A 20,053-nucleotide genomic window follows, 5' to 3' on the forward strand; every position below is an offset into this window, starting at 1 on the left:
ATTTCTCCCGTACACTAGAATACATGCCTAAAATAAAACAACTCCCCCCACATGAAGCACAAAAAATTGCCGCCGGCCAAGTAGTCGAGCGCCCGGCAAATATTGTCAAAGAATTGGTAGAAAATTCTATTGATGCCGGAGCCACTGCTATTACTATTTATATAGAAGATGGCGGTAAAAAATTGATTCGTATTGTAGACAATGGGTGCGGCATGGATACAGCGGATGCGCAACTGTGTTTTGTAAAACATGCTACCAGTAAAATTTCTAGCATGGATGAGCTGAGCTCCATTGCAACGTTCGGATTTCGTGGAGAAGCACTGGCAAGTATTGCAGCTGTTGCAAAAATTATATTAATTACCAAAGAGCATGATGCACATGCAGCAATACAACTTACTGTACATGATGGAATAGTACATAATATAGAAACTACTTCGGCTCCAACCGGCACCGATATTACCATTCATGATCTTTTTTATAATGTACCAGCACGCCAAAAATTTTTAAAACAACGTGAAACCGAATGGCGCCATATTCTGCAATTATTCCAAGCATGTTGTTTAGATTATCCACAGGTACATTTCACATTATTTTCTGAACAAAAAAAAGTTCTTAACTGCCCACCTGTAGCAGAATTAAAACAGCGCTTTGCACAATTATGGGACCAAGCAAATGTACAACATATACTCAATATACAAGCAGAAAACAAAGCCAAAGGTATAAAAATATCTGGCATCATATCTGACCATCAAACGTTCAGATATGATCGCAATAACATCTTCTTTTTTGTAAACAATCGCTGGGTCAAAGATTTCAAACTTAGTAATGCACTGATCAAAGGGTACATGAATGTGGCACCCACTGGACGATATCCCAATGCATGCATCTCAATTACCGTGGACCCTACCTTAGTTGATGTCAACATGCACCCACGCAAAGAAGAAGTAAAATTCATGCATCCGCAAATTATTGAACAACTGATTCAATCAACGGTAAAAACTGCACTTGAACAACATCTATCTGCAAGCATTAAACGTACGGTACAATTTGCACCTGCTATACCTGCACCTTCTGCGCCATATACGCCTCCATCATATACGCCATTTAATTTTGATACATTTACTGAACCCGCTAATTGGAAGCCACAACACCAAGTTATATCTGCACATCAATCATCTGCTGCAAGCATATCTGAACCCTTAGCACAACTGAGCACTCATTCACAGCTCGAACAAAATATTACGTTACCAGATACATCTGCTGAGCATTATGAGATTATTGGCCAATTACATAAAACATATATCTTGATCCAACATGAAGAAGGGTTATTTGTAGTCGATCAACATGCCGCACATGAACGTATTTTATATGAACAATTTGCCACCCGATTTGAAGATATAGCTACAGTAAACTTACTATTTCCTGAGCATATTACTCTATCTGCAGATGATATGCGGAGCATCGAACCACATTTGTGTATTCTGCAAAATAATGGAATTTCGGTAGAACCGTTTGGCCACAATCAACTGAAAATACATGCCACCCCGGTGCATATAAAAAATATTTCTATGCACGAATTAATTAAACAAGTAATTAGTTGGATTAATGAGTCACAAAATCTTGATAACGAAGCATTCACAAAAACTTTACATGAGAAAATACGTGCACAAATGGCATGCAAAGCAGCAGTCAAAGCTGGTGATGTATTAACGCAAGAACAAATGACACAATTACTTGATGACTTACAAAAAACAAATAATCGCCTTACCTGTCCCCATGGTAGGCCAACCGGTTGGCTCTTATCATTATATGATATTGAGAAAAAATTTAAGCGGAAATTATAAGATCCTTAGCTATCTATACTTATGCACGTAACCCTTCAACTAATTCAGGATGAACGGCCAAGAATCATGCCGCAATGGTTCGCTCATGCCACCATTCATGCAAACAATATGCACGATGTTCATCACTCGGATGCACTCTTAGCTTTGCAACATCAGTAAGTATATATTCAAGCCAATCTGTTTCTGTATCAAAGAAATCTAAAGCACCTTCTATAGATTGTAGTCTTTGTACTGCATAACTATCTGCTTCTTTTTCTTGTTGTTGTAATACATCAAACTCTGCTGAAATCACATAATAACCGTAAAAACCGACACTACCGGTAAGAAACCATTTCAATTTTTTCATAAGCGATGAATTTTTGTATGTTTGAATAGTACATAATCCACTCATACATAACCCAACAATTCCAGCTGCAGATAAATTATCACTACCAAACTTGGTACGACAAGCATTAAACCATCCCTCATTCACCCTTCTTTTATACAGATGACCCAATACATAATGAGATGCTTCATGCCCCAGTAAAAAAGCTTTTTCTGCTTGCGTCATGGCAAGCCATTCGGATTTACATATATGTATAATTGGTAAATATGTTTGATCTTTCAAATACACCATAGAAATATGCGCAACTCCTGTGCGCGGCTTTTTACTCATATTGATAAGCGTATTACGCGATAATTGAAATAAATCTACAATGGAACACATAAGCTTGATATCTTCTTGCTCTACCTTTTCCAACTGGTACAACAAAAAATTATCAATGCGTACATATACATCGGTATTGCCAACTTTGATTTCATCATAAAGAATTTCTGCTGAGGGCCGTTTAATAATAGACTGCATAGTGTACACATATTGCATAGCAATTATGCATAGCAACCAAAAATACCATACATACTTCATTAATGTACTCCTCCTTGGTGATAGTATTATACGTATGCTTCCCATTCAGCAACACATACTGCAAGTTCTTTTTTTAAGGTATCCAATTTTTGCTGTGCTTCATTAAATGCCTTGGTACCATACGTCAAATTGGTAAATTGAAACTCAAGCGCATGTATTTCTTTTTCTAATTTTTCTATTTTGCGTTCTAGAGTCCGCTGATGCTTTTCATCCACTCGTGGGCTATAAGCTGGCGGTGAAGATTTTTTTGTATTTTTTCTAGATTCCGATTGCTGCTGCTCTTCATGCTGCTCTTGTTTTTTACGATATAAATATAACTCATAATTACCCGGATACACATCAGCACCATCAGCACGTAGCTCAATAATGTCAGACGCAAGACGTTGCACAAAATCATGGTCATGAGAAACAAATAATATAGTTCCTTCGTACGTATTCAGCGCATTGAGCAAAATATCTTTGGTTTGAATATCCAAGTGGTTAGTTGGTTCATCCAGAAGTAATAAATTTGCATTTTGCAACAAAACCTTAATCATACCAACGCGATTTTTTTCCCCACCACTCAACACACTAACTTTTTTATGAATATCATCATTGGTAAATAAAAAACTTCCGGCAAAACTTCTTATTTTTTGCTCAGAAACGTTCGGACATGCATCATTAATATTTTCCAAAATTGTTTTTTTCAAGTTTAATGAAGCAGTTTGATCCTGATCAAAAACTGCATAATGCACATTATGACCGAGTTCAATAGATCCTGTTTGTAGCGGTAACTTATGCGCAATCAGATTAAATAACGTTGTTTTACCTACACCGTTTGGTGCTATTATGGCAATTTTTTTGCCTCGTTCAACTTCAAAGGTTACATCCTTGAACACCTGCTTATCACCAAATGCATAGGCAACATTTTTAACGGTTAATACAATCTTGCCTGGCTGCTTGATTGGCGGGAATGTAATGCGCACCTCAGGATTCTGCTCAGGAGCCTCAATAATTTCAATTTTTTCCAAAGATTTGAGTACACTCTGCGCTCGCTTTGCTGTACTTGCTTTGGCACGGAATCGCTCAACAAAACGCTTTTTTTCTTCTATTTCTCGTTGCTGGCTTTTGAATGCCACTTCTTGCATGGCAATATCATGTGCTTTTTGTGTTTCATATTTTGTATAATTACCAACATACAAAGTACCATTACCACGTTCTAACTCAAAAATATAGTCACACAATTGGTTTAAAAAATATCGATCATGGCATACTATCATAAATCCAAAATCAGCATGCTTTAAAAAATGTAAAAACCATTCTTGGGCTACTATATCCAAGTGATTGGTAGGTTCATCAAATAAGTAAAAGTCAGCTTTTTGCAATAACAGCTTTGCAAGCACAATACGCATTTTCCAACCTACACTCAATGAACTGACCGGTTGATCAAACTGAGCCTCTTTAAATCCAAGACCCATCAATACCTTTTTGGTTTCTGCTTGTGCTGCTGCTGGATCAAAATGCATAAGTTGCTCACACACCTCAGCATATTTTTCTATAATCGCATAATCATCCGGATATTCATGTATTTGGTGCTCTAGCTGAGATTGCTGTTTTTGCAATGCCATAATATCACCAAATGCACTACTAGCTTCTGCCAAAATTGTTTTATCAGATTGTAAAACCACTTCCTGAGGCAAATAAGCAATTGTCTGACCTTTTGCAAACGCAAGTGATCCACCATCTAGTTCTTGTATACCAGCAATCACTTTGAGCAGGGTAGATTTGCCAGATCCATTTCGACCAACCAAACCAATACGTTGATCTTGATTAAAGACAAAGGAAATATTATTAAATAGGGGTCGTTCACCCACGTGTAAAGAAAGATTATGTGCGTTAATCATATGGTATTATATTATAAGTTGTGTACAGGAGAAACAAAAATAACTTCTATCCCTTCCTGCTTTAAACGATTATATAGTTGTTCTGCTAAAATAGTTTTAAGTGCAACAAAATGTTTATATTCTGTCCACGCACGCAGCGTAACGTGTTGTGCATGAGTCGACAGTGAATTCAAGATAAGGTAGGGCTTAGGGTCTACGGCTATAGTATCATGTTCGCTCACCACTGCCATGATAATTTGCAATACACGGTTCAATGGCACATCAGCCGGAATACCTATAGCTACTTCTATGCGTTGGGTAGGGTAAAAAGTAATATTAACCAAATCATTTTTGATCAATTGTTCATTAGCCATACGCACGAGTGTTCCTGCAGGAGTACGTACTTTCACTGAAAATAAATCCATTGACTCAATCTTGCCCGTAACACCACCAAATGAAATGGTATCACCTATGGATAAAAATTTTTCTGAAAGTAAAAACAATCCACTAATTAAGTTAGACATGCTCGTACGCGCCGCAAAACCAATAGCTACACCAAAGATACCAGCTGCACCAAGTAATGCAGTTAAATTAAAGCCAAATTCATTCAAGAAGGTAATAGTAATCAATAAAACGCCAAGATAATATACTATCTTACCAACCAATAGCTGTACATGGGGTGTACCATATGCACTTAGAGTCTTTTCAGTCAAACGCGTAACTAATCTAACAAGAGGAAACCCTAGACCAAGAATAATTGCAACACTTATTACTTTCCAAATTACAAATGCGGGAATTGAATAACCTAATATAGCAAAATCCATTATATTATCTCCAAGACCTATAAACCCACATACGAGTCAACGCAGCACCCAGTGGCATACCATATAACTGCATACCATAATTAATAATCATCAAGGCAACAACAGCTACTGCAATACGTAGCAAAAGATCCCCTGCTGCAACAAGTAAAACTACTAATCCCAAAATAATAAACAATAATCCAAGTGGTTTATTTTGACGAATATACATAGATATCCTTAAAAATTATAAATATATAATTTCAATATAAATGAGATGTGCTTTTTTGACAAATAACATCTAAGCCTTTTAATATATAAACCCCATATGATAGACCTATACAAATGACTATGACAATATCAAAAAATAAGGTTCATTATGTTTAAAAAATTATTTGATAAATTTAACTCATTTGCAGGCCGACACCAAGCACTTATTACTCTGACTATTATTTTCGCTTTAATATGCATTACATGGGGTATCGAGCATTTAATAGAAATGTACTTTGCCCAATTTGAAATATATGCCTACCTAGGAAGTATTTTTCTTGGATTATTTTTGTTATGGCTTACCAGGCATTTTATGTTGCATGTTTTATAGGAATATACCCGCTCATTCTTTTAAAAAACCTACATATATGCTATAATATAGACATACAATAACTTTTCATAATTACTTTCAATCCATTTTATGCAAAATCATAACAAAATTATGACTGGCATTGACGATGCCACAAAATGCCCTTGCATAGGTAGTATCTTTGTTGCCGGGGTTACTGCAGACAGTCAAACCATTGAAACATGGAAACAATTGGGTGTAACCGATAGCAAATTATTGACTGCCAAGAAAAGAACTAAACTTGCAAAAATCATCAAAAAAACAGCCCACGCCTTTTCCATTCATCACATGAATCCAGCTATGATTGATAATAAATGCTTTAATTTGAATGAATGGGAAATGTTAACCGTATTCAAAATTATACAGAATCTATACCGGCATACCAATCTTGGTGATGTGTATATAGATAACTGGGAAGTAAGCACCTTGCGTTTCAATCAACGCCTTCAAACCCTTACTCATATAGCATTACGCAGCACACTCACTACACATAAAATACGCATTAATCGTAAAAAAATTCTATCAACTAATCTTATCCCTGAACACAAGGCTGATGAAAACCACACTATTGTAGGCGCCGCATCAATACTTGCTAAAGTAGCATCAGATGCTCAATACAAACGCCTGGCCAAAAAATATGGTAATTTTGGAAGTGGCAGCCCTGCAGATCCGCAAACACGATTATATGTTTGGCAACACCGTCACAACCCACCCCCTATAATACGCACCAGCTGGAATACTTATAAAACATTATCTCAACTTGATGCTATTGAATATGATCCTATTTATGCACGAGTAAAAAATAAACCACATACAAAATAGTAATGCTTAATCTTTTTTTTAAATCTTCTAAGATATAGAACATAGATAGCAATACTCTAAAAAAAAGGATAGGTATGTTTTCTCAGCTCTTTAACAAATTTAGTACCTTCGCGGACCATCACCAAACGTTAATTGCACTTGTTATTGCGTTTGCACTTATCACCGTAACATGGGGCACTGAAAAATTATTAGACCATTGGTTATCAAAGCATGAAGTATACGGCTTTTTAATAGCTGTTATAATAGGCCTGTTCATTTTATGGATCACCAAACATTATATTTTACATGTGGTTTAATATAGTTAACGATAGAACACTACAATTGTAGCTATAAACCAACAAGCAAGCTGAACCGGCCAAAAAAACAACCGAATAAATACCATTAATTTTTCAAAAAACTCCTGCACTTTTTTATTTTTAGATATAAACAATACTTGAATAATAAATAATAAAATAGTGATGTAAGAAAGAAAAAATAGATATTCTATATATAAAAAGCTACTCTCTTTGTAGGTACCGCGCAAGCCAGCATGCAATACAATAAGTGCAAATAATAAGCCGGAATACGCACTAATCATACGTGATACCATAGTTGCCATATCTGCAACTGATGTTTTGACAAAAATGGCAAACAAAGAAAACAATACAATCATCATAGGAATAAAGTACACAATAAATGCATTAATAATACGACGGTAAATAATTATATTAAATTGTAACTGTGGAATACTTTGCATGATTTCCTGTTCTCCATTACCAGACACAATTTCACGAGCAGATGTTAAAAAGCTAAAGAATGTTCTTTCTATACTAAAATCTGGTAATGTAAGCCCTCTTGCTATACCAATTGAATTACCCATTATCCTATAGTCCATTAATGCCGGTACCAATAAAATGGTATTCCTATTTGTTTTTGGGAATATAGGAATAGATATCGTATGTTGATCAAAAGGGTATTTTTCAAAAGCATAGTCATGGTACAATAATCCCCTAATTTTCCAACTGATTACCTCGTAATCACCTTCTATTTTTCGAGACTCTTCCTGCACAGAAAGTTCTGTAGTTCCTGGAATATAAAATCCTCGTTCTATATCTTTGTTATCCTTTGGGTACTTTTGCCACATAATACCCGCAAAGGATACATGTTCTGCATCAGGAAAGGTTAATGAATCAAGTAAAATACCGGTAGGAATAGCTATTATCTTTTTGTATTCAATGGATGCACGTGCTTGTTGCGCTGCAAAATATGCTTGCAACCCTACTTCACTCGTAATAATTACTTCTCGGGAATCTTTTTTTTGTTCTAAAGTACCTTGAATAATAAAAAACATCGCAATAAGAGCTGCAAAAAATAACATTGTTAGTGCTATCGCAAATTTTCTTAACGTGTATATATTACGAGATGGTAATTCATAGAACAAAAATAAAAATAATATAATAGCACTGAGTATACTGACTAATACCCAAATCAACATGTGCCGAATAACATTAGAAGCAAGGTCAACCTCTTTTTCAAGAAACACAAGGCCAAGCGTCCAATTGAGAAGTGGTATTTTATTAAAGTGAATCCATACCGTGTTATTAGTGATTGAATCGGTATACGATGTTATGCCGGCAGTTGTTTTGACCATGGCAGTACCAATATTGTACAATTCTTGATTAACTTGTTCTTGAGCTTGATTAAATATAGTTTTTTCTTTAGTTACCAAGTCTTTATCGGGGCTATAAATGTATCTTCCTGTTTGGTTGATAATAAATGCATAACCCGTTTCCCCGACTGCCAATTTTTGGCCCAGCGTGTTAATACGTTCTACATCATAATCAGCAATTACTACCCCAGCCAATTCTGACTTGTCATTTTGCTTATAAAACGGTACCACATACCGCGCAACAAAATTGGTATTAAATGCATAGCGATCTGGCTGAAACCACATGGCACCTTGAGTAAATGGCTTGGTAAACCAATGAGTATCTTGTCTTTCTGCGGTATAATCATACAATGACTCTATAGATTTTTCTTCGAGTGATCTATCAGATGCCCTCACTACAAATGGCGCATACAATTTTTTACCTGTATCATAGGCATATGGTGCATATGCTATACCAAAACCAGATAGTATTGGATTCTCTTGTACATCTCTGCGTAGACGAATCAATATATCTTCTTTTTTTAATCTACCAGCACTCAAATCATCGGACAACGATTGTGCTCGTTGTGCAACTTTTTCTAATTCACGCGTTATAATATCAGCAGCATTTTGTATTTTTGATTGTGACAGATTATGCGCTTGCTGCATTGCGTTTTCTCGTAACTGCATATAGCGCCACATCAACATACCAATAAAGCATATATTTGCGATAAGCAAAAGCCCTATGAGTATGCGCAAACGCAATAACCATGCAAAAATTGTATATATTGCGCCATGCTTTGTACGTGACAAAATACTATGCTTCCAAAGAGCGCAGGTAATAATAAGTAATATAAAACTAAAAATAGATAATGCGTAAAACAAGATAAGAAATTTTCTTGCCGGTTCCAGAACCTCGGTTTTATCCATTTTAATTACTATTCCCCACCCAAGGACCGGTTCATATCCCCACGCACTAACCACTTCAACAGATCGATAATCAAACTGAACACCAAATCCTTCTTGACCTAATACAGCTTTTTCTAATAAAGAAGGTCTGCCTCCTGGAATAAATTCAATGCGACCAAATGATTTTTCAGGATCATTGCGCAATCTAGAAACAATCTGGGCTCCATCATGAATCAAATAGCCAATAACAATTTCACCACTTTGACCAAGACCAAAGTAATTATTGGTAATTGCAAATATATGATCCGGATTAATATGTACGGCAACAAATCCTTCTAATTGTCCCGATGCAAAAACTGGCGTAATGCTATATAAAGATGGTTCCTGCAACACATAATCTATTTCAAGATATGTGGTAACCGCTGTTGACAATGTCATTCTTGCTTTACTAAAAAACTGCCCTAAATTAATTTTATCATATGGGCTTTTAAGCAAGTTCACCGAAGCAAATTCTTCATAAGATCTATTAGAGAAAATAATAGATCCATCAAGACGTATAAGTAACAAATTCTTAAAATTATGCTCATTCAGATATGATGAAACATATGCTTTTAACTGTTGGTTGTCTATAATATTTTTTTCTTTAAACGCCTGTTGAATTTCTTTGCTTTGTGCCAGTTGTTCAAGTGCAGTAATTTTTTCAGCTAAATAATCACCAATGCGCAATGTCTGATCTATCAAAATTTCAGTAAAACGTTTTTCGGTATTAGCTATAATCGTTTTTGAATATGTATAATAATATATATATGCTCCAATTGCCGCATTTATAGATACAATCAAGAGAGCAATACTGATTAATCTTAATTGCTTTATTCTGCTGACCATTTATTCCCCCACATCTTATATAAGCTCGTTATAAAATTATTCCATTCTTCTTCTGATTTATATGAAGTCAAATATGGTACTGGTTGTATGCCATCAACAGAATCCCACACTACATAAAATTGTCCGTTTGATTGTATTTTGCCAATACGTGCTATTTTCCATGTATGTTGATTATCTGCATCAATACTTACTACTCCTTCAGGAGCATCATATGTCTGCGTTTTGATATACTTTTTAACCGTATCAGGGTCTGTAGTCCCCGTATCTTTTAATGTTTGAACCCATAAATGTACGCCAAAGTAAGCTGCTTCCATATAATCATTGGTAATACGGTCTTTACCAAACCTTGCCTGAAAATTTTTTACAAATTCTCGATTTGCTTGTGTATCAAGCGACTGAAAATAATTAAATGATGCATAGTCACCAATCATGCTATTAATATCGGCTTGCTGTAATTCTTGTTCAGTAAAGTTAAATGACATAGTCGGAATTTTTTCTGGAGTAACCCCCGCAGCACGTAATGCTTTAAAAAATGTAATATTCACATCACCCACCAGTGCATTTAGAATTACTTCTGGCTGAGCTGCAACAATTTTTTTAACAACATCACCGACCTGCTGGCTTCCTATCTTAATATACTCTTCACCTACTACTACCCCTCCCATGGAATTAATCACTTTTTTAGCAATTTCAAATATTGCACGAGGATAAATATAATCAGATCCAACTAAAAAAAATTTTTTGCCAAGATTATACAAACTCCAGGTAACTCCAGGGATGACTTGTTGATTTGGCGTAGCACCGGTATAAATAATGTAAGGGGACATTTCCATCCCTTCATATTGTGTAGGATAAAAAAGTAAACCATTATATTTTTCAAGAACCGGTATGATTGATTTTCTACTTGCACTCGCCCAGCCACCAAATATAACGGGAACTTTGTCCTCTGCTAGTAGCTTTTCAGCTCCTGCAGCAAATGTCTGCCAATCAGACTTACCATCAACAATCAATGGCTTAAGTTTCTTGCCTAATACACCACCTTTTTCATTAATCTCTTCTATTGCAAGTAGGGTAGCATCAACCACATTCTGTTCGGTTCCTGCTAAATAACCAGTTAATGAATGAAGAATCCCTACTGGAATAAATTCTTCTTCTTTATGTTCTGGCTCAAGGTAATACCATATACCAACGCTACCACCAATGATTAAAAAACTTATGAAAAGTAAGATAAGAATTTTTTTCATTACATACCCCAGGCACAAAATTTAATAACTTCTTCATGAAGAATAACAAGATAAAAAAGTTAAATTCAATACTTGACGGCACTACTAAGAATCATAGAGACAACTTCAATATTGTGCTAAAAGATTAAGCCTTTAATCGCAAGAATTATTAGGCATAAAAACATACCATTTTATCCTGTATAGATATTTTCTAGATTTTTTTTCAATCAATTGAGTAGTATAGATAAAAACAAATGCCAATTAAAAAGGAGTATTTACCATGGCATATAGCGTTAAGTCCAAAAAAAGTGGCAAAATGTACTATCTTCACTCAAAAGAAGTAAAACTTGCCGGTGGCCGTAAACAAAGAATCTATTATTTTGCTGGCGAACAAAAATCAAATGTTCTTGATGCATTGCCAGCAGGTTATGAGGTAATGGAAAACAAACGTACCGGCTTGCCAATGTTACGCAAGAAAAAATAAACATTATCAAATCACAAAAAAGAGCCCGTGTGTGTAACGGGCTCTTTTCTTATGCTTATTATTAGCTATTTAAGTATACTTTTTTCTATATTTTCAATATCAATGCCATTGATTTCCAGCTTTACTGTACCATTCCAGTGATTTTCATCTGGATGACCAATAAGCGCAAATCTAGCACGTTTTTCTCGTAACGTTCTTAACTTACCATACATGTCACCATGAAAGAAAAACTTAACATCACACCGCTCACCACTCTCATCAACTAATGTACACTTTACATGTTCCTGTGTTTTACCAAGCCATTGCGGCATAAGCGCTACCTGTACATTATTAAATAAAAAAGTAGGCTGGGGATTTTGATTACCAAATGGCTCAAGCATATGCAAATCTTCAAATAATTGTGGCTTTATGTCAGTAAAAGATGCCTGTGAATCAATAGGAAAACCTTCATATGGTGGCAATTCTCTTTTTTCTTGTACACATACTGCATTCAACCGCATCTTAAGCAACTCTAGATTTTCTTTTTTTAATACAAGCCCAGCAGCAACTTTATGCCCACCAAACCCTACTAATAAATCTTTACAATGCTTCAAGCACTCAAACAAATTAACAGCACTATATCCAGATCGTGCAGATCCTTTTAATACTATGGCACCATCATTCTCTCGCGTTTCAGTCGCAATAATCGTTGGTTTGAAAAATCGTTCTGATATTTTTGACGCAACTAATCCATTAACTCCTTGGTGCCAATTTGAATCTGCAAGAATAATGACTTGATCTTTTTGCATATCAATTTCTTTTTTATATTTAATGCGATTAATGGCTGCACGTGTCATATCAAGCTGCAGTTTTTTGCGTGCAAGATTATATGTTAATAATTCTACACCTATTTGCTCGATATCATTTATTGAGTCCCCAAGTAAGAACTTGACCCCCTTATTTGCATCATCAAGGCGACCAAGTGCATTCAATTGTGGCGTCAAGCTAAATGCTATATCAATAGAATTTATACGGCCTTGTTTCTTAGAATTTTGTAATAATTTTTTATAGGAATCACTACCAAGTCCGTGATTAACCAACGTAAGCCCACGGCGTACCCAATAACGATTTTCATCCTCAAGCGGTACTACATCTGCGATAGTCCCCAACATCATAAGCTCATATGCTTTATTAGGTAATTCAAGTTTTTTTTGCTCATAAAGCAAACACATTAACTTAAATGCTACCCCAACCCCTGCAAGTGATTTATACGGATATGTACATTCTGGCTGATTAGGGTTCACTACCGCATATGCATCTGGTATACCATCATGCGCCAAGTGATGATCAGTAATAATAAGATCAATACCTAGTTCTTTTGCTTTTGTGGCTGGACCAAATGATGTAATACCATTATCTACGGTAATGACAACCTTGTATCCTTCTCGCGCAGCACGTTCAATTGTTTCTGTCTTGAGTCCATAACCATCACGAATACGATGAGGAATATGATAATCTATAAGTGCTCCAAGTGGCCGTAGGCATGTTATTAATAATGCAGATGAAGTCATACCATCAACATCATAATCACCACAAATTAATATTTTTTCTTTACGGGTAATAGCAAGCTTGAGCCGTGCCACTACTTTATTTGCATTTTTAAGCAAAGAAGGGCACAGTACATTTTTTTCATATGAGGTGTGTATAAAATCTTCTATCTGATCATCAGTAATATGACCACGATTAATGAGTGTTTGCGCTACTGGGCGGCTAACCTTATATTTTTGCATAACATGATGTATCTGCACATCATCCTGTTGTGGCAACTTCCATTTACCTTTTGTATAGCCAACAATGGATCTAGCTACCGTCTGGGTGGCCAGTTGCGTTACAACAGCCCCTTGACTAGTTTTACGACGCTTTATTGACGGCCTAGCTGCTTGCTGTGCTAATGCAGCATCATGTGCCGCAAATAAATCTGTATTTCCTGGACTGAAAAAATCAGTAATACGCTTTTGTTGGCAATCACCTTCTATCTCATCATGTGTACGTTTTAATACCGGAATACGAGTTGTCATGCCTGCACTATGTGTTGTTTGTCTGGATGTTGCAGGTGGTTCTTCATCAGAATACTCAGAATCAGAATATACTTCTTCACTTTCTATATCTATATCTGATTCATACTCTATATTTTCTGACTCTAAATCTACACTTGATACAGAAGATGCATCAAAAGATGATTCATTCGAAGATGCACTACTTACAGCAGAATTATCAGAAGGAAAGTCTTGCAGATTAATCTCCATACCCCATGCATATACCGTACATAAACAGAGGGTAAGCACTCTCATACAATGCTTCATCGTTACTCCTTTTTTTTAAATAATATGCGTCAAATACACTTCGCAAAAATTACAAATATAACTAGATCAGAAAATTAATTTATTCTGGAATGAAAATAGAAAAACTTCATTAGTGATTGTCAACAAAATATAAAAATGTTCGCACAAAGAGAGAGGAGATATGGCTATCAAAAATTTTCTTGATTTTTAATACGTGTTGCATGGTATGGTGCATAAAAAAAGGAATCAAACTTGCGCATAATAATCAAAACACTGCAAACTCATTCAGTATCTCGTGCAACACGATTATTATTCACTATGTTTCTCATCATTTTGATCCCAACATATTTAAAACACTATGGACCACAAAATTTTTTATGGCTTTCTGATGTTGGGTTATTCACCACTTTTTTTATTGTATGGCTTGGGTCACCACTGCTTAATAGCATCTGCATGATTAGCATATTTCCTATTGAGCTTATGTGGTACATAGATTTTTTTGTACAGACTATAACTGGATTTAATATCTTTGGCAGTACTGATTACATGTTTGACCCACAATATGGTTTGTTCCTCAGAAGCTTATCATTATTCCATATAGTGGTTCCCATGATGTGGATTTGGTACCTATTGAAATGGGGGTATGACAAGCGTGCATTAATATGGGCTATTGTACTTATTTGGAGCGTATTGGTTGCAACATTTATGTGTACAAATCCTGCATACAATATTAATTGGGTATTTGTCCCTCAGCAGCATAACTTAACTATACATCCTGTTGCATGGTTACTATTTATGATGGTTGCATCTTTAGCACTTGTGATTTTACCTATGCATTATATACTTGCATTACTTTGTAAAAAACCAAATCAAATTAACCAATAAGTATTATTATGATTATATCTCAACTCATGCATGCAGCTATTAAAGCACGCAACAATGCACAAGCTCCATACTCTACCTATCATGTCGGTTCTGCTATTCGCAGTGCACAAGGCAACATATATGCCGGATGCAACGTAGAGCGTTGTAGCTATACCCAAACTACCCATGCTGAACAAAATGCTATTGACAGTATGATTGCTGCAGAAGGACCTGCATGCATAACACACATTGCCATTATTGCTGCACCACAACGCAAAATTATTACTTTACAAAACATACAAGATGCATCTGTCATTAACACACCACCGCAAAGTGCTTGTTGTGGTCATTGTTTACAAATTATTTGGGAAAATGCAGGAGACAACCCTGATATACCTATGTACTTTTTCTTTGGAGACAACAAATTATATACAACTACCATTGGCACATTGTTACCATTTCCATTTGGCCCAAGTAACTTAGGTATTACGTATACGCATCAAAATTCATTTACATCTTCAACTGTTTTTGAACATAATGAAAGAACGTAATTTTTTATAAGCTTGGTAATTCACTTAGAGAGTAGTCGTGAAAAAACAATGGCCACCCCAAGATCAAGTATTTTGGTATCTGTATGATAAACCCACTTCAACATGCAGAGAAAATATTACTACTGATGTCGCTATTATAGGCGGTGGCATGGCAGGCCTTTCTGCAGCTCACGCGTTTCAAAAACGTGGAAAAAAAGTTATTTTACTCGAACAATACTACTGTGGCGCAGGAGCTTCGGGCAAAAGCTCTGGATTTATTACACCCAATGCAGAACTTTCATTCACTGATTTTGCAAAAAAATATTCCAAAGATAGTGCCCATCATATTTGGGATTTTATTACTTCTGGTTCGGAAGATATTCGTACCAATATCTTACAGCATAAATTCGCCTGCGATTATGTAGAACAAAATACACTTATAGCAGCTAATCATCACCATAATTTAAAAACACTCCAAATAGAATGTGATAATTTAGCGGCTTATGGATATAAAACAGCAATGTATTCAAAAGATGCATTACAAAAATACATTAATTCTGCTAATTACGTTGGCGGTATGGAATATGCAGGTTCTTTTGGCATTAACTCATACTTGTACTGCCAAGCAATGAAACAATTATTACAACAACTAGGGGTAGATATCTACGAACAAACACCAGTTACCCGCATAGACAACCATACTATACATACCATGCACGCTCGCATACAAGCCAAACACATTATTGTATGCACCGATCGCTTCACGCCTCAACTTGGGCTACTTGAGAACAAGGTGTACCATGTTCAAACATTCTTGATGGTATCACAAGTTCTGACCAATACAGAAATAGCTCAGTTATTTCCCGAAAACAACTATTTAGTGTGGGACACTGATCTCATTTACACCTACTTTAGAATAACTGCCGACAAACGACTTCTGTTGGGTGGCGGCAATCTATGGACTACATTTGCAACTCAAGAAAAACATAATTATCACCCGATCATTCAGCAACTAACACGATATTTTAATAAAAAATTTCCAGACGTACATATACAATTTGAGCACATATGGCCAGGATTGATCGGTATTTCAAAAGATATTGTACCTATCGCAGGTCCAGATCAAAAAAATCCGCACATATATTACATTACTGCTTCAGCCGGATTGCCTATAGCTGCTGCCTTAGGTCGTTATAGCGCAGAACATATTATTGATGGCAGAACAGACTTAGACCAATTCTTCTCTCCGTATAGAAAATTCCTTATACACGGCCCAGTGCAATCACTACTTGGTACTCGACTCTCTTTTGCTCTATCAACCTTTATTTCTTCAAGGTTATAACATATGAAAGAAGATATAGTAGTAAAAAATGGCATAATAATTCCTGCGCATGAACTAGAAATTACCGCAAGTAGGTCCGGCGGTGCTGGTGGTCAACATGTTAATAAGACAAGCACGCGCATTACGCTCCGTTGGAACATCCCACGCACACAAGCGCTTGATGAACAACAAAAACAACGAGTACTCATAAAACTACAATCAGAGCTGACTACCGAAGGTGATCTGATTATTCACAGCAGTACATATCGCAGCCAGCAACAAAACAAAAAAAGCGCATTTGATATACTTGCACAAAAAATACGCAACGCTTTGCATGTGCCCAAAAAACGTATGAAATCCAAGCTGCCACAACAAGCAAAAGAAGCACGCCTAGAGAAAAAAAAGAAACATAGTGAAGTTAAAAAAATGCGTCGTAAAGTTGAGTATTAATATAAAAAGGAATATAAATGAGTATGTTTATTTTTCTACTTTTATTTAGTCCAGTATTTTCAAGTATCTGTGATATTCAAAATTTTTCATTCGAAACAGATACATGCTATACAACTATCAAGCCCTACTATGAAGACTATCTACAAGTAAGTCCTTATCATCGCATTTTTTATGCAGAATATGGTAATCCAAATGGAATACCAGTCGTAGTAGTACATGGGGGCCCTGGTTATGGATGTATTGATTCTTGTAGTAAATTTTTTGATCCAAGCTATTTTCATATAATAATGTTTGACCAACGAGGAGCCCTTAAATCAATACCATGCGCAGATATGTATGATAATACGCCACAAGCATCTGTACATGATATGGAATTATTACGAGAACATCTGAACATTGATAAATGGATTCTTTTTGGAGGCTCATATGGCAGTTTATTGTCAATTTTATATGGTGAGACTCATCCAGATCGTGTCTTGTATTTTGTTTTACGAGGTATCTTTTTAGGTAGGAAACAAGACTATGAACATTTATTTTATGGAATGAATAAATTTTTTCCTGAATCATACCAATCAATGCTTAACCTGCTATCTGCTGAAGAACAATCAGATTTAATAACATCACTTCATAAACGAATTATGAATTCTGATAGCAGTATTAGTCAACCGATTGCAGATGCTTTTATGTATTATGATGGCTTATGTTCTGTATTAAACCCTGACTTTGATGACAAAGGAGATCAAATAGTAGATCTTTCTGTTGCACGAGCATTTATTCATTACGCAGCACATCATTTTTTCTTAGAAGAAAACCAGTTACTTAATAACATAGAAAAAATCAAACATCTCCCTGCAATTATCGTACATGGTCGCTATGATTTGATTTGTCCACCGCAAAATGCATATGATTTATATAATGTATGGCCAAATACAGAATTGTGGTTTATTGAAAACGCAGGTCATTCATCAGAAGAAAAAATTCTTGCATCTGCACTAACAACCGCTATGAATACATTAAAAGGGATTTTTATATGAAGCACATCTTAACAACAATAGCAGCACTAACTATTATTATAGCGGTGCCATTATATTATGGCAGCACTTACTATTATTATTCACCACTCTACCAACCAATTACTATAGCAACCGCAGTAATACATCCAACCAAAGGTAACACTGCTTCAGGATTGGTAACATTTGTACAAAACAAACAAGGCGTACTTATTACTGCCAATATCAGTGGTCTGACTCCAGGTGAACACGGGTTCCATATTCATGAGTTCGGTGATTGCGCATGTGATGATGCCGTATGTGCTGGTGATCACTTTAATCCAACCGGACAACGTCATGGCAACCCGGCTGACCAAAAAAGACACATGGGTGATTTAGGCAATATCACTGCAGATGAACATGGTAATGCTATCTATAGCTACACTGATCAACATATCACGCTCAACGGTCCACATAGTATTATTGGCCGTACGGTTATTGTACATGCACAAAAAGATGATTATATATCCCAGCCAACCGGTAATGCAGGTGCACGACTCGGTTGCGGGGTTATTGGTATTAAACAATAAAAAAGGAAAATAATGACAAAAATTACTATTTTGACATCCCCAGGATGCCACACCTGCGAAACTACAAAAGACATTCTTAATGATTTAGAACCTGAATATAATTTAGAAATAGAAGAAATTGACATTACTTCAGACCAAGGTCAAAAACTTGCCAAGACTCATTACATAACTGCTGCGCCAGGTATACTTATAAACGGCGAGCTTTTCTCCTCAGGACCAGTCACTGAACAACAACTGAGAAATGAACTCGATACCCTCTAATACTGCCAAACCTGTTTTTTATCTTTTTTTGAAATTTATGCAAAAAAGTATTGAATTTAAAAGGGTTTATTTGCTATTGTAACATTAAGAGGTGAGGAGGTAGTGATGAACTCACTTTCTTATAGGCGTAAGTGTATAAGAAAGGCATAGGTTAAACCCTGTGAATCCTCATCTCCTCTTTTTTAACATAAAATAGAGGTAAAAAGATGCCTTATAAATCCAATGCAGATTTACCTGCTGCAGTAAAAAATAATCTGCCTGAACATGCACAAACTATATACCGTGAAGCATTTAATAATGCTCATAAACATTATGGTAATGAAGATCAAGCATACAAAGTCGCTTGGGCAGCGGTCAAAAAAGAATATGAAAAAAATGATAAAGGCGAGTGGGTAAAAAAATAAATACAACCACCTGCCTACCTTCTATATCATTCATAACACGTCATTCCTATCTTCTTATACGCATCATTGCTTATAGATCTAACAATATGTTAGACATCAATATAATTACATTAATATAATAAGGAGAAATATCATGAAATGGACACAAAAAGAATTTATTATTTTTCTTGCCGGTGCTGAAGCTTTTCATACCTTAGCTCACTTATATATAGCATTAGTAGGTACTTTACCAATACAGTTTGGCGGTATAACAATCACACCACAATTGAATATGTTTGCCTTGATCATAAATGCAATAATCACCGTAGGCTTACTCTGGTGGGCACAAACTATGAAAAAGTAAC

The 20,053-nt window shown here is 35.8% G+C and carries 20 protein-coding genes; 13 read left to right on the forward strand and 7 right to left on the reverse strand.

The window, feature by feature from the left end; genetic code table 11:
• Positions 1-23: 23 nt before the first annotated feature.
• Positions 24-1,844, forward strand: a complete 1,821-nt coding sequence (gene mutL / locus PK943_03370; protein HRN78254.1) for a DNA mismatch repair endonuclease MutL — start codon at positions 24-26, stop codon at positions 1,842-1,844.
• 64 nt (positions 1,845-1,908) lie between these two features.
• On the opposite strand, the gene PK943_03375 is transcribed toward mutL, so the two are convergent.
• From PK943_03375 to PK943_03390, 4 genes are read right to left on the reverse strand one after another with little or no spacing between them, the layout of a single operon-like run.
• Complete coding sequence (locus PK943_03375; protein HRN78255.1) at positions 1,909-2,748, reverse strand: hypothetical protein; 840 nt, start codon at positions 2,746-2,748, stop codon at positions 1,909-1,911.
• A gap of 26 nt (positions 2,749-2,774) precedes the next feature.
• On the reverse strand, positions 2,775-4,631 hold the full coding sequence (locus PK943_03380) for an ABC-F family ATP-binding cassette domain-containing protein (GenBank protein ID HRN78256.1): 1,857 nt from the start codon (positions 4,629-4,631) through the stop codon (positions 2,775-2,777).
• An 11-nt stretch (positions 4,632-4,642) separates the two neighbouring features.
• Positions 4,643-5,434, reverse strand: a complete 792-nt coding sequence (locus PK943_03385; GenBank protein HRN78257.1) for a mechanosensitive ion channel family protein — start codon at positions 5,432-5,434, stop codon at positions 4,643-4,645.
• Between the two features lie 4 nt (positions 5,435-5,438).
• On the reverse strand, positions 5,439-5,642 hold the full coding sequence (locus PK943_03390; GenBank protein ID HRN78258.1) for a hypothetical protein: 204 nt from the start codon (positions 5,640-5,642) through the stop codon (positions 5,439-5,441).
• A 459-nt stretch (positions 5,643-6,101) separates the two neighbouring features.
• Here PK943_03390 and rnhB point away from each other — a divergent pair, with 459 nt between their 5' ends.
• The gene (gene rnhB, locus PK943_03395) at positions 6,102-6,851 is read left to right on the forward strand and encodes a ribonuclease HII (GenBank protein HRN78259.1); all 750 of its coding nucleotides are present in this window, start codon (positions 6,102-6,104) and stop codon (positions 6,849-6,851) included.
• A gap of 74 nt (positions 6,852-6,925) precedes the next feature.
• Positions 6,926-7,147, forward strand: coding sequence for a hypothetical protein (locus tag PK943_03400; GenBank protein HRN78260.1), 222 nt, complete (start codon positions 6,926-6,928; stop codon positions 7,145-7,147).
• A 5-nt stretch (positions 7,148-7,152) separates the two neighbouring features.
• Here the strand turns inward: PK943_03400 and PK943_03405 are convergent, their stop codons facing one another.
• Positions 7,153-10,272, reverse strand: coding sequence for a cache domain-containing protein (locus tag PK943_03405; GenBank protein HRN78261.1), 3,120 nt, complete (start codon positions 10,270-10,272; stop codon positions 7,153-7,155).
• On the reverse strand, positions 10,257-11,516 hold the full coding sequence (locus PK943_03410; GenBank protein HRN78262.1) for an urea ABC transporter substrate-binding protein: 1,260 nt from the start codon (positions 11,514-11,516) through the stop codon (positions 10,257-10,259). Before PK943_03410 ends, PK943_03405 begins: the two co-directional genes overlap by 16 nt.
• 259 nt (positions 11,517-11,775) lie before the next feature.
• On the opposite strand from PK943_03410, the gene PK943_03415 reads away from it, so the two are divergent.
• Positions 11,776-11,979 (forward strand): hypothetical protein, encoded by a 204-nt coding sequence (locus tag PK943_03415; protein ID HRN78263.1) that lies wholly within the window; start codon positions 11,776-11,778, stop codon positions 11,977-11,979.
• A gap of 65 nt (positions 11,980-12,044) precedes the next feature.
• On the opposite strand, the gene recJ is transcribed toward PK943_03415, so the two are convergent.
• Complete coding sequence (recJ, locus tag PK943_03420) at positions 12,045-14,321, reverse strand: single-stranded-DNA-specific exonuclease RecJ (GenBank protein HRN78264.1); 2,277 nt, start codon at positions 14,319-14,321, stop codon at positions 12,045-12,047.
• 231 nt (positions 14,322-14,552) lie between these two features.
• On the opposite strand from recJ, the gene PK943_03425 reads away from it, so the two are divergent.
• The 9 genes from PK943_03425 (at position 14,553) to PK943_03465 (ending at position 20,052) form a co-directional block, all read left to right on the forward strand.
• The gene (locus tag PK943_03425) at positions 14,553-15,185 is read left to right on the forward strand and encodes a hypothetical protein (protein HRN78265.1); all 633 of its coding nucleotides are present in this window, start codon (positions 14,553-14,555) and stop codon (positions 15,183-15,185) included.
• 8 nt (positions 15,186-15,193) lie between these two features.
• Complete coding sequence (locus PK943_03430; protein HRN78266.1) at positions 15,194-15,715, forward strand: cytidine deaminase; 522 nt, start codon at positions 15,194-15,196, stop codon at positions 15,713-15,715.
• 37 nt (positions 15,716-15,752) lie between these two features.
• On the forward strand, positions 15,753-17,036 hold the full coding sequence (locus PK943_03435; protein ID HRN78267.1) for an FAD-binding oxidoreductase: 1,284 nt from the start codon (positions 15,753-15,755) through the stop codon (positions 17,034-17,036).
• Positions 17,037-17,039: 3 nt separating this feature from the next.
• Positions 17,040-17,465 (forward strand): alternative ribosome rescue aminoacyl-tRNA hydrolase ArfB, encoded by a 426-nt coding sequence (arfB, locus tag PK943_03440; GenBank protein HRN78268.1) that lies wholly within the window; start codon positions 17,040-17,042, stop codon positions 17,463-17,465.
• 17 nt (positions 17,466-17,482) lie between these two features.
• A complete protein-coding gene (gene pip / locus PK943_03445) occupies positions 17,483-18,499 on the forward strand; it encodes a prolyl aminopeptidase (GenBank protein HRN78269.1) in 1,017 nt (338 codons plus the stop codon).
• On the forward strand, positions 18,496-19,044 hold the full coding sequence (locus PK943_03450; GenBank protein HRN78270.1) for a superoxide dismutase family protein: 549 nt from the start codon (positions 18,496-18,498) through the stop codon (positions 19,042-19,044). The genes pip and PK943_03450 overlap by 4 nt, the downstream gene beginning before the upstream one ends.
• A gap of 12 nt (positions 19,045-19,056) precedes the next feature.
• Positions 19,057-19,305, forward strand: coding sequence for a glutaredoxin family protein (locus tag PK943_03455; GenBank protein HRN78271.1), 249 nt, complete (start codon positions 19,057-19,059; stop codon positions 19,303-19,305).
• Between the two features lie 206 nt (positions 19,306-19,511).
• A complete protein-coding gene (locus tag PK943_03460; protein HRN78272.1) occupies positions 19,512-19,709 on the forward strand; it encodes a ChaB family protein in 198 nt (65 codons plus the stop codon).
• Positions 19,710-19,842: 133 nt separating this feature from the next.
• Positions 19,843-20,052, forward strand: a complete 210-nt coding sequence (locus PK943_03465; GenBank protein ID HRN78273.1) for a hypothetical protein — start codon at positions 19,843-19,845, stop codon at positions 20,050-20,052.
• Position 20,053 lies beyond the last annotated feature (1 nt).

It is taken from the genome of Candidatus Dependentiae bacterium (assembly GCA_035445995.1).
Classification (GTDB): Bacteria; Babelota; Babeliae; order Babelales; family Vermiphilaceae; genus DAOMRS01.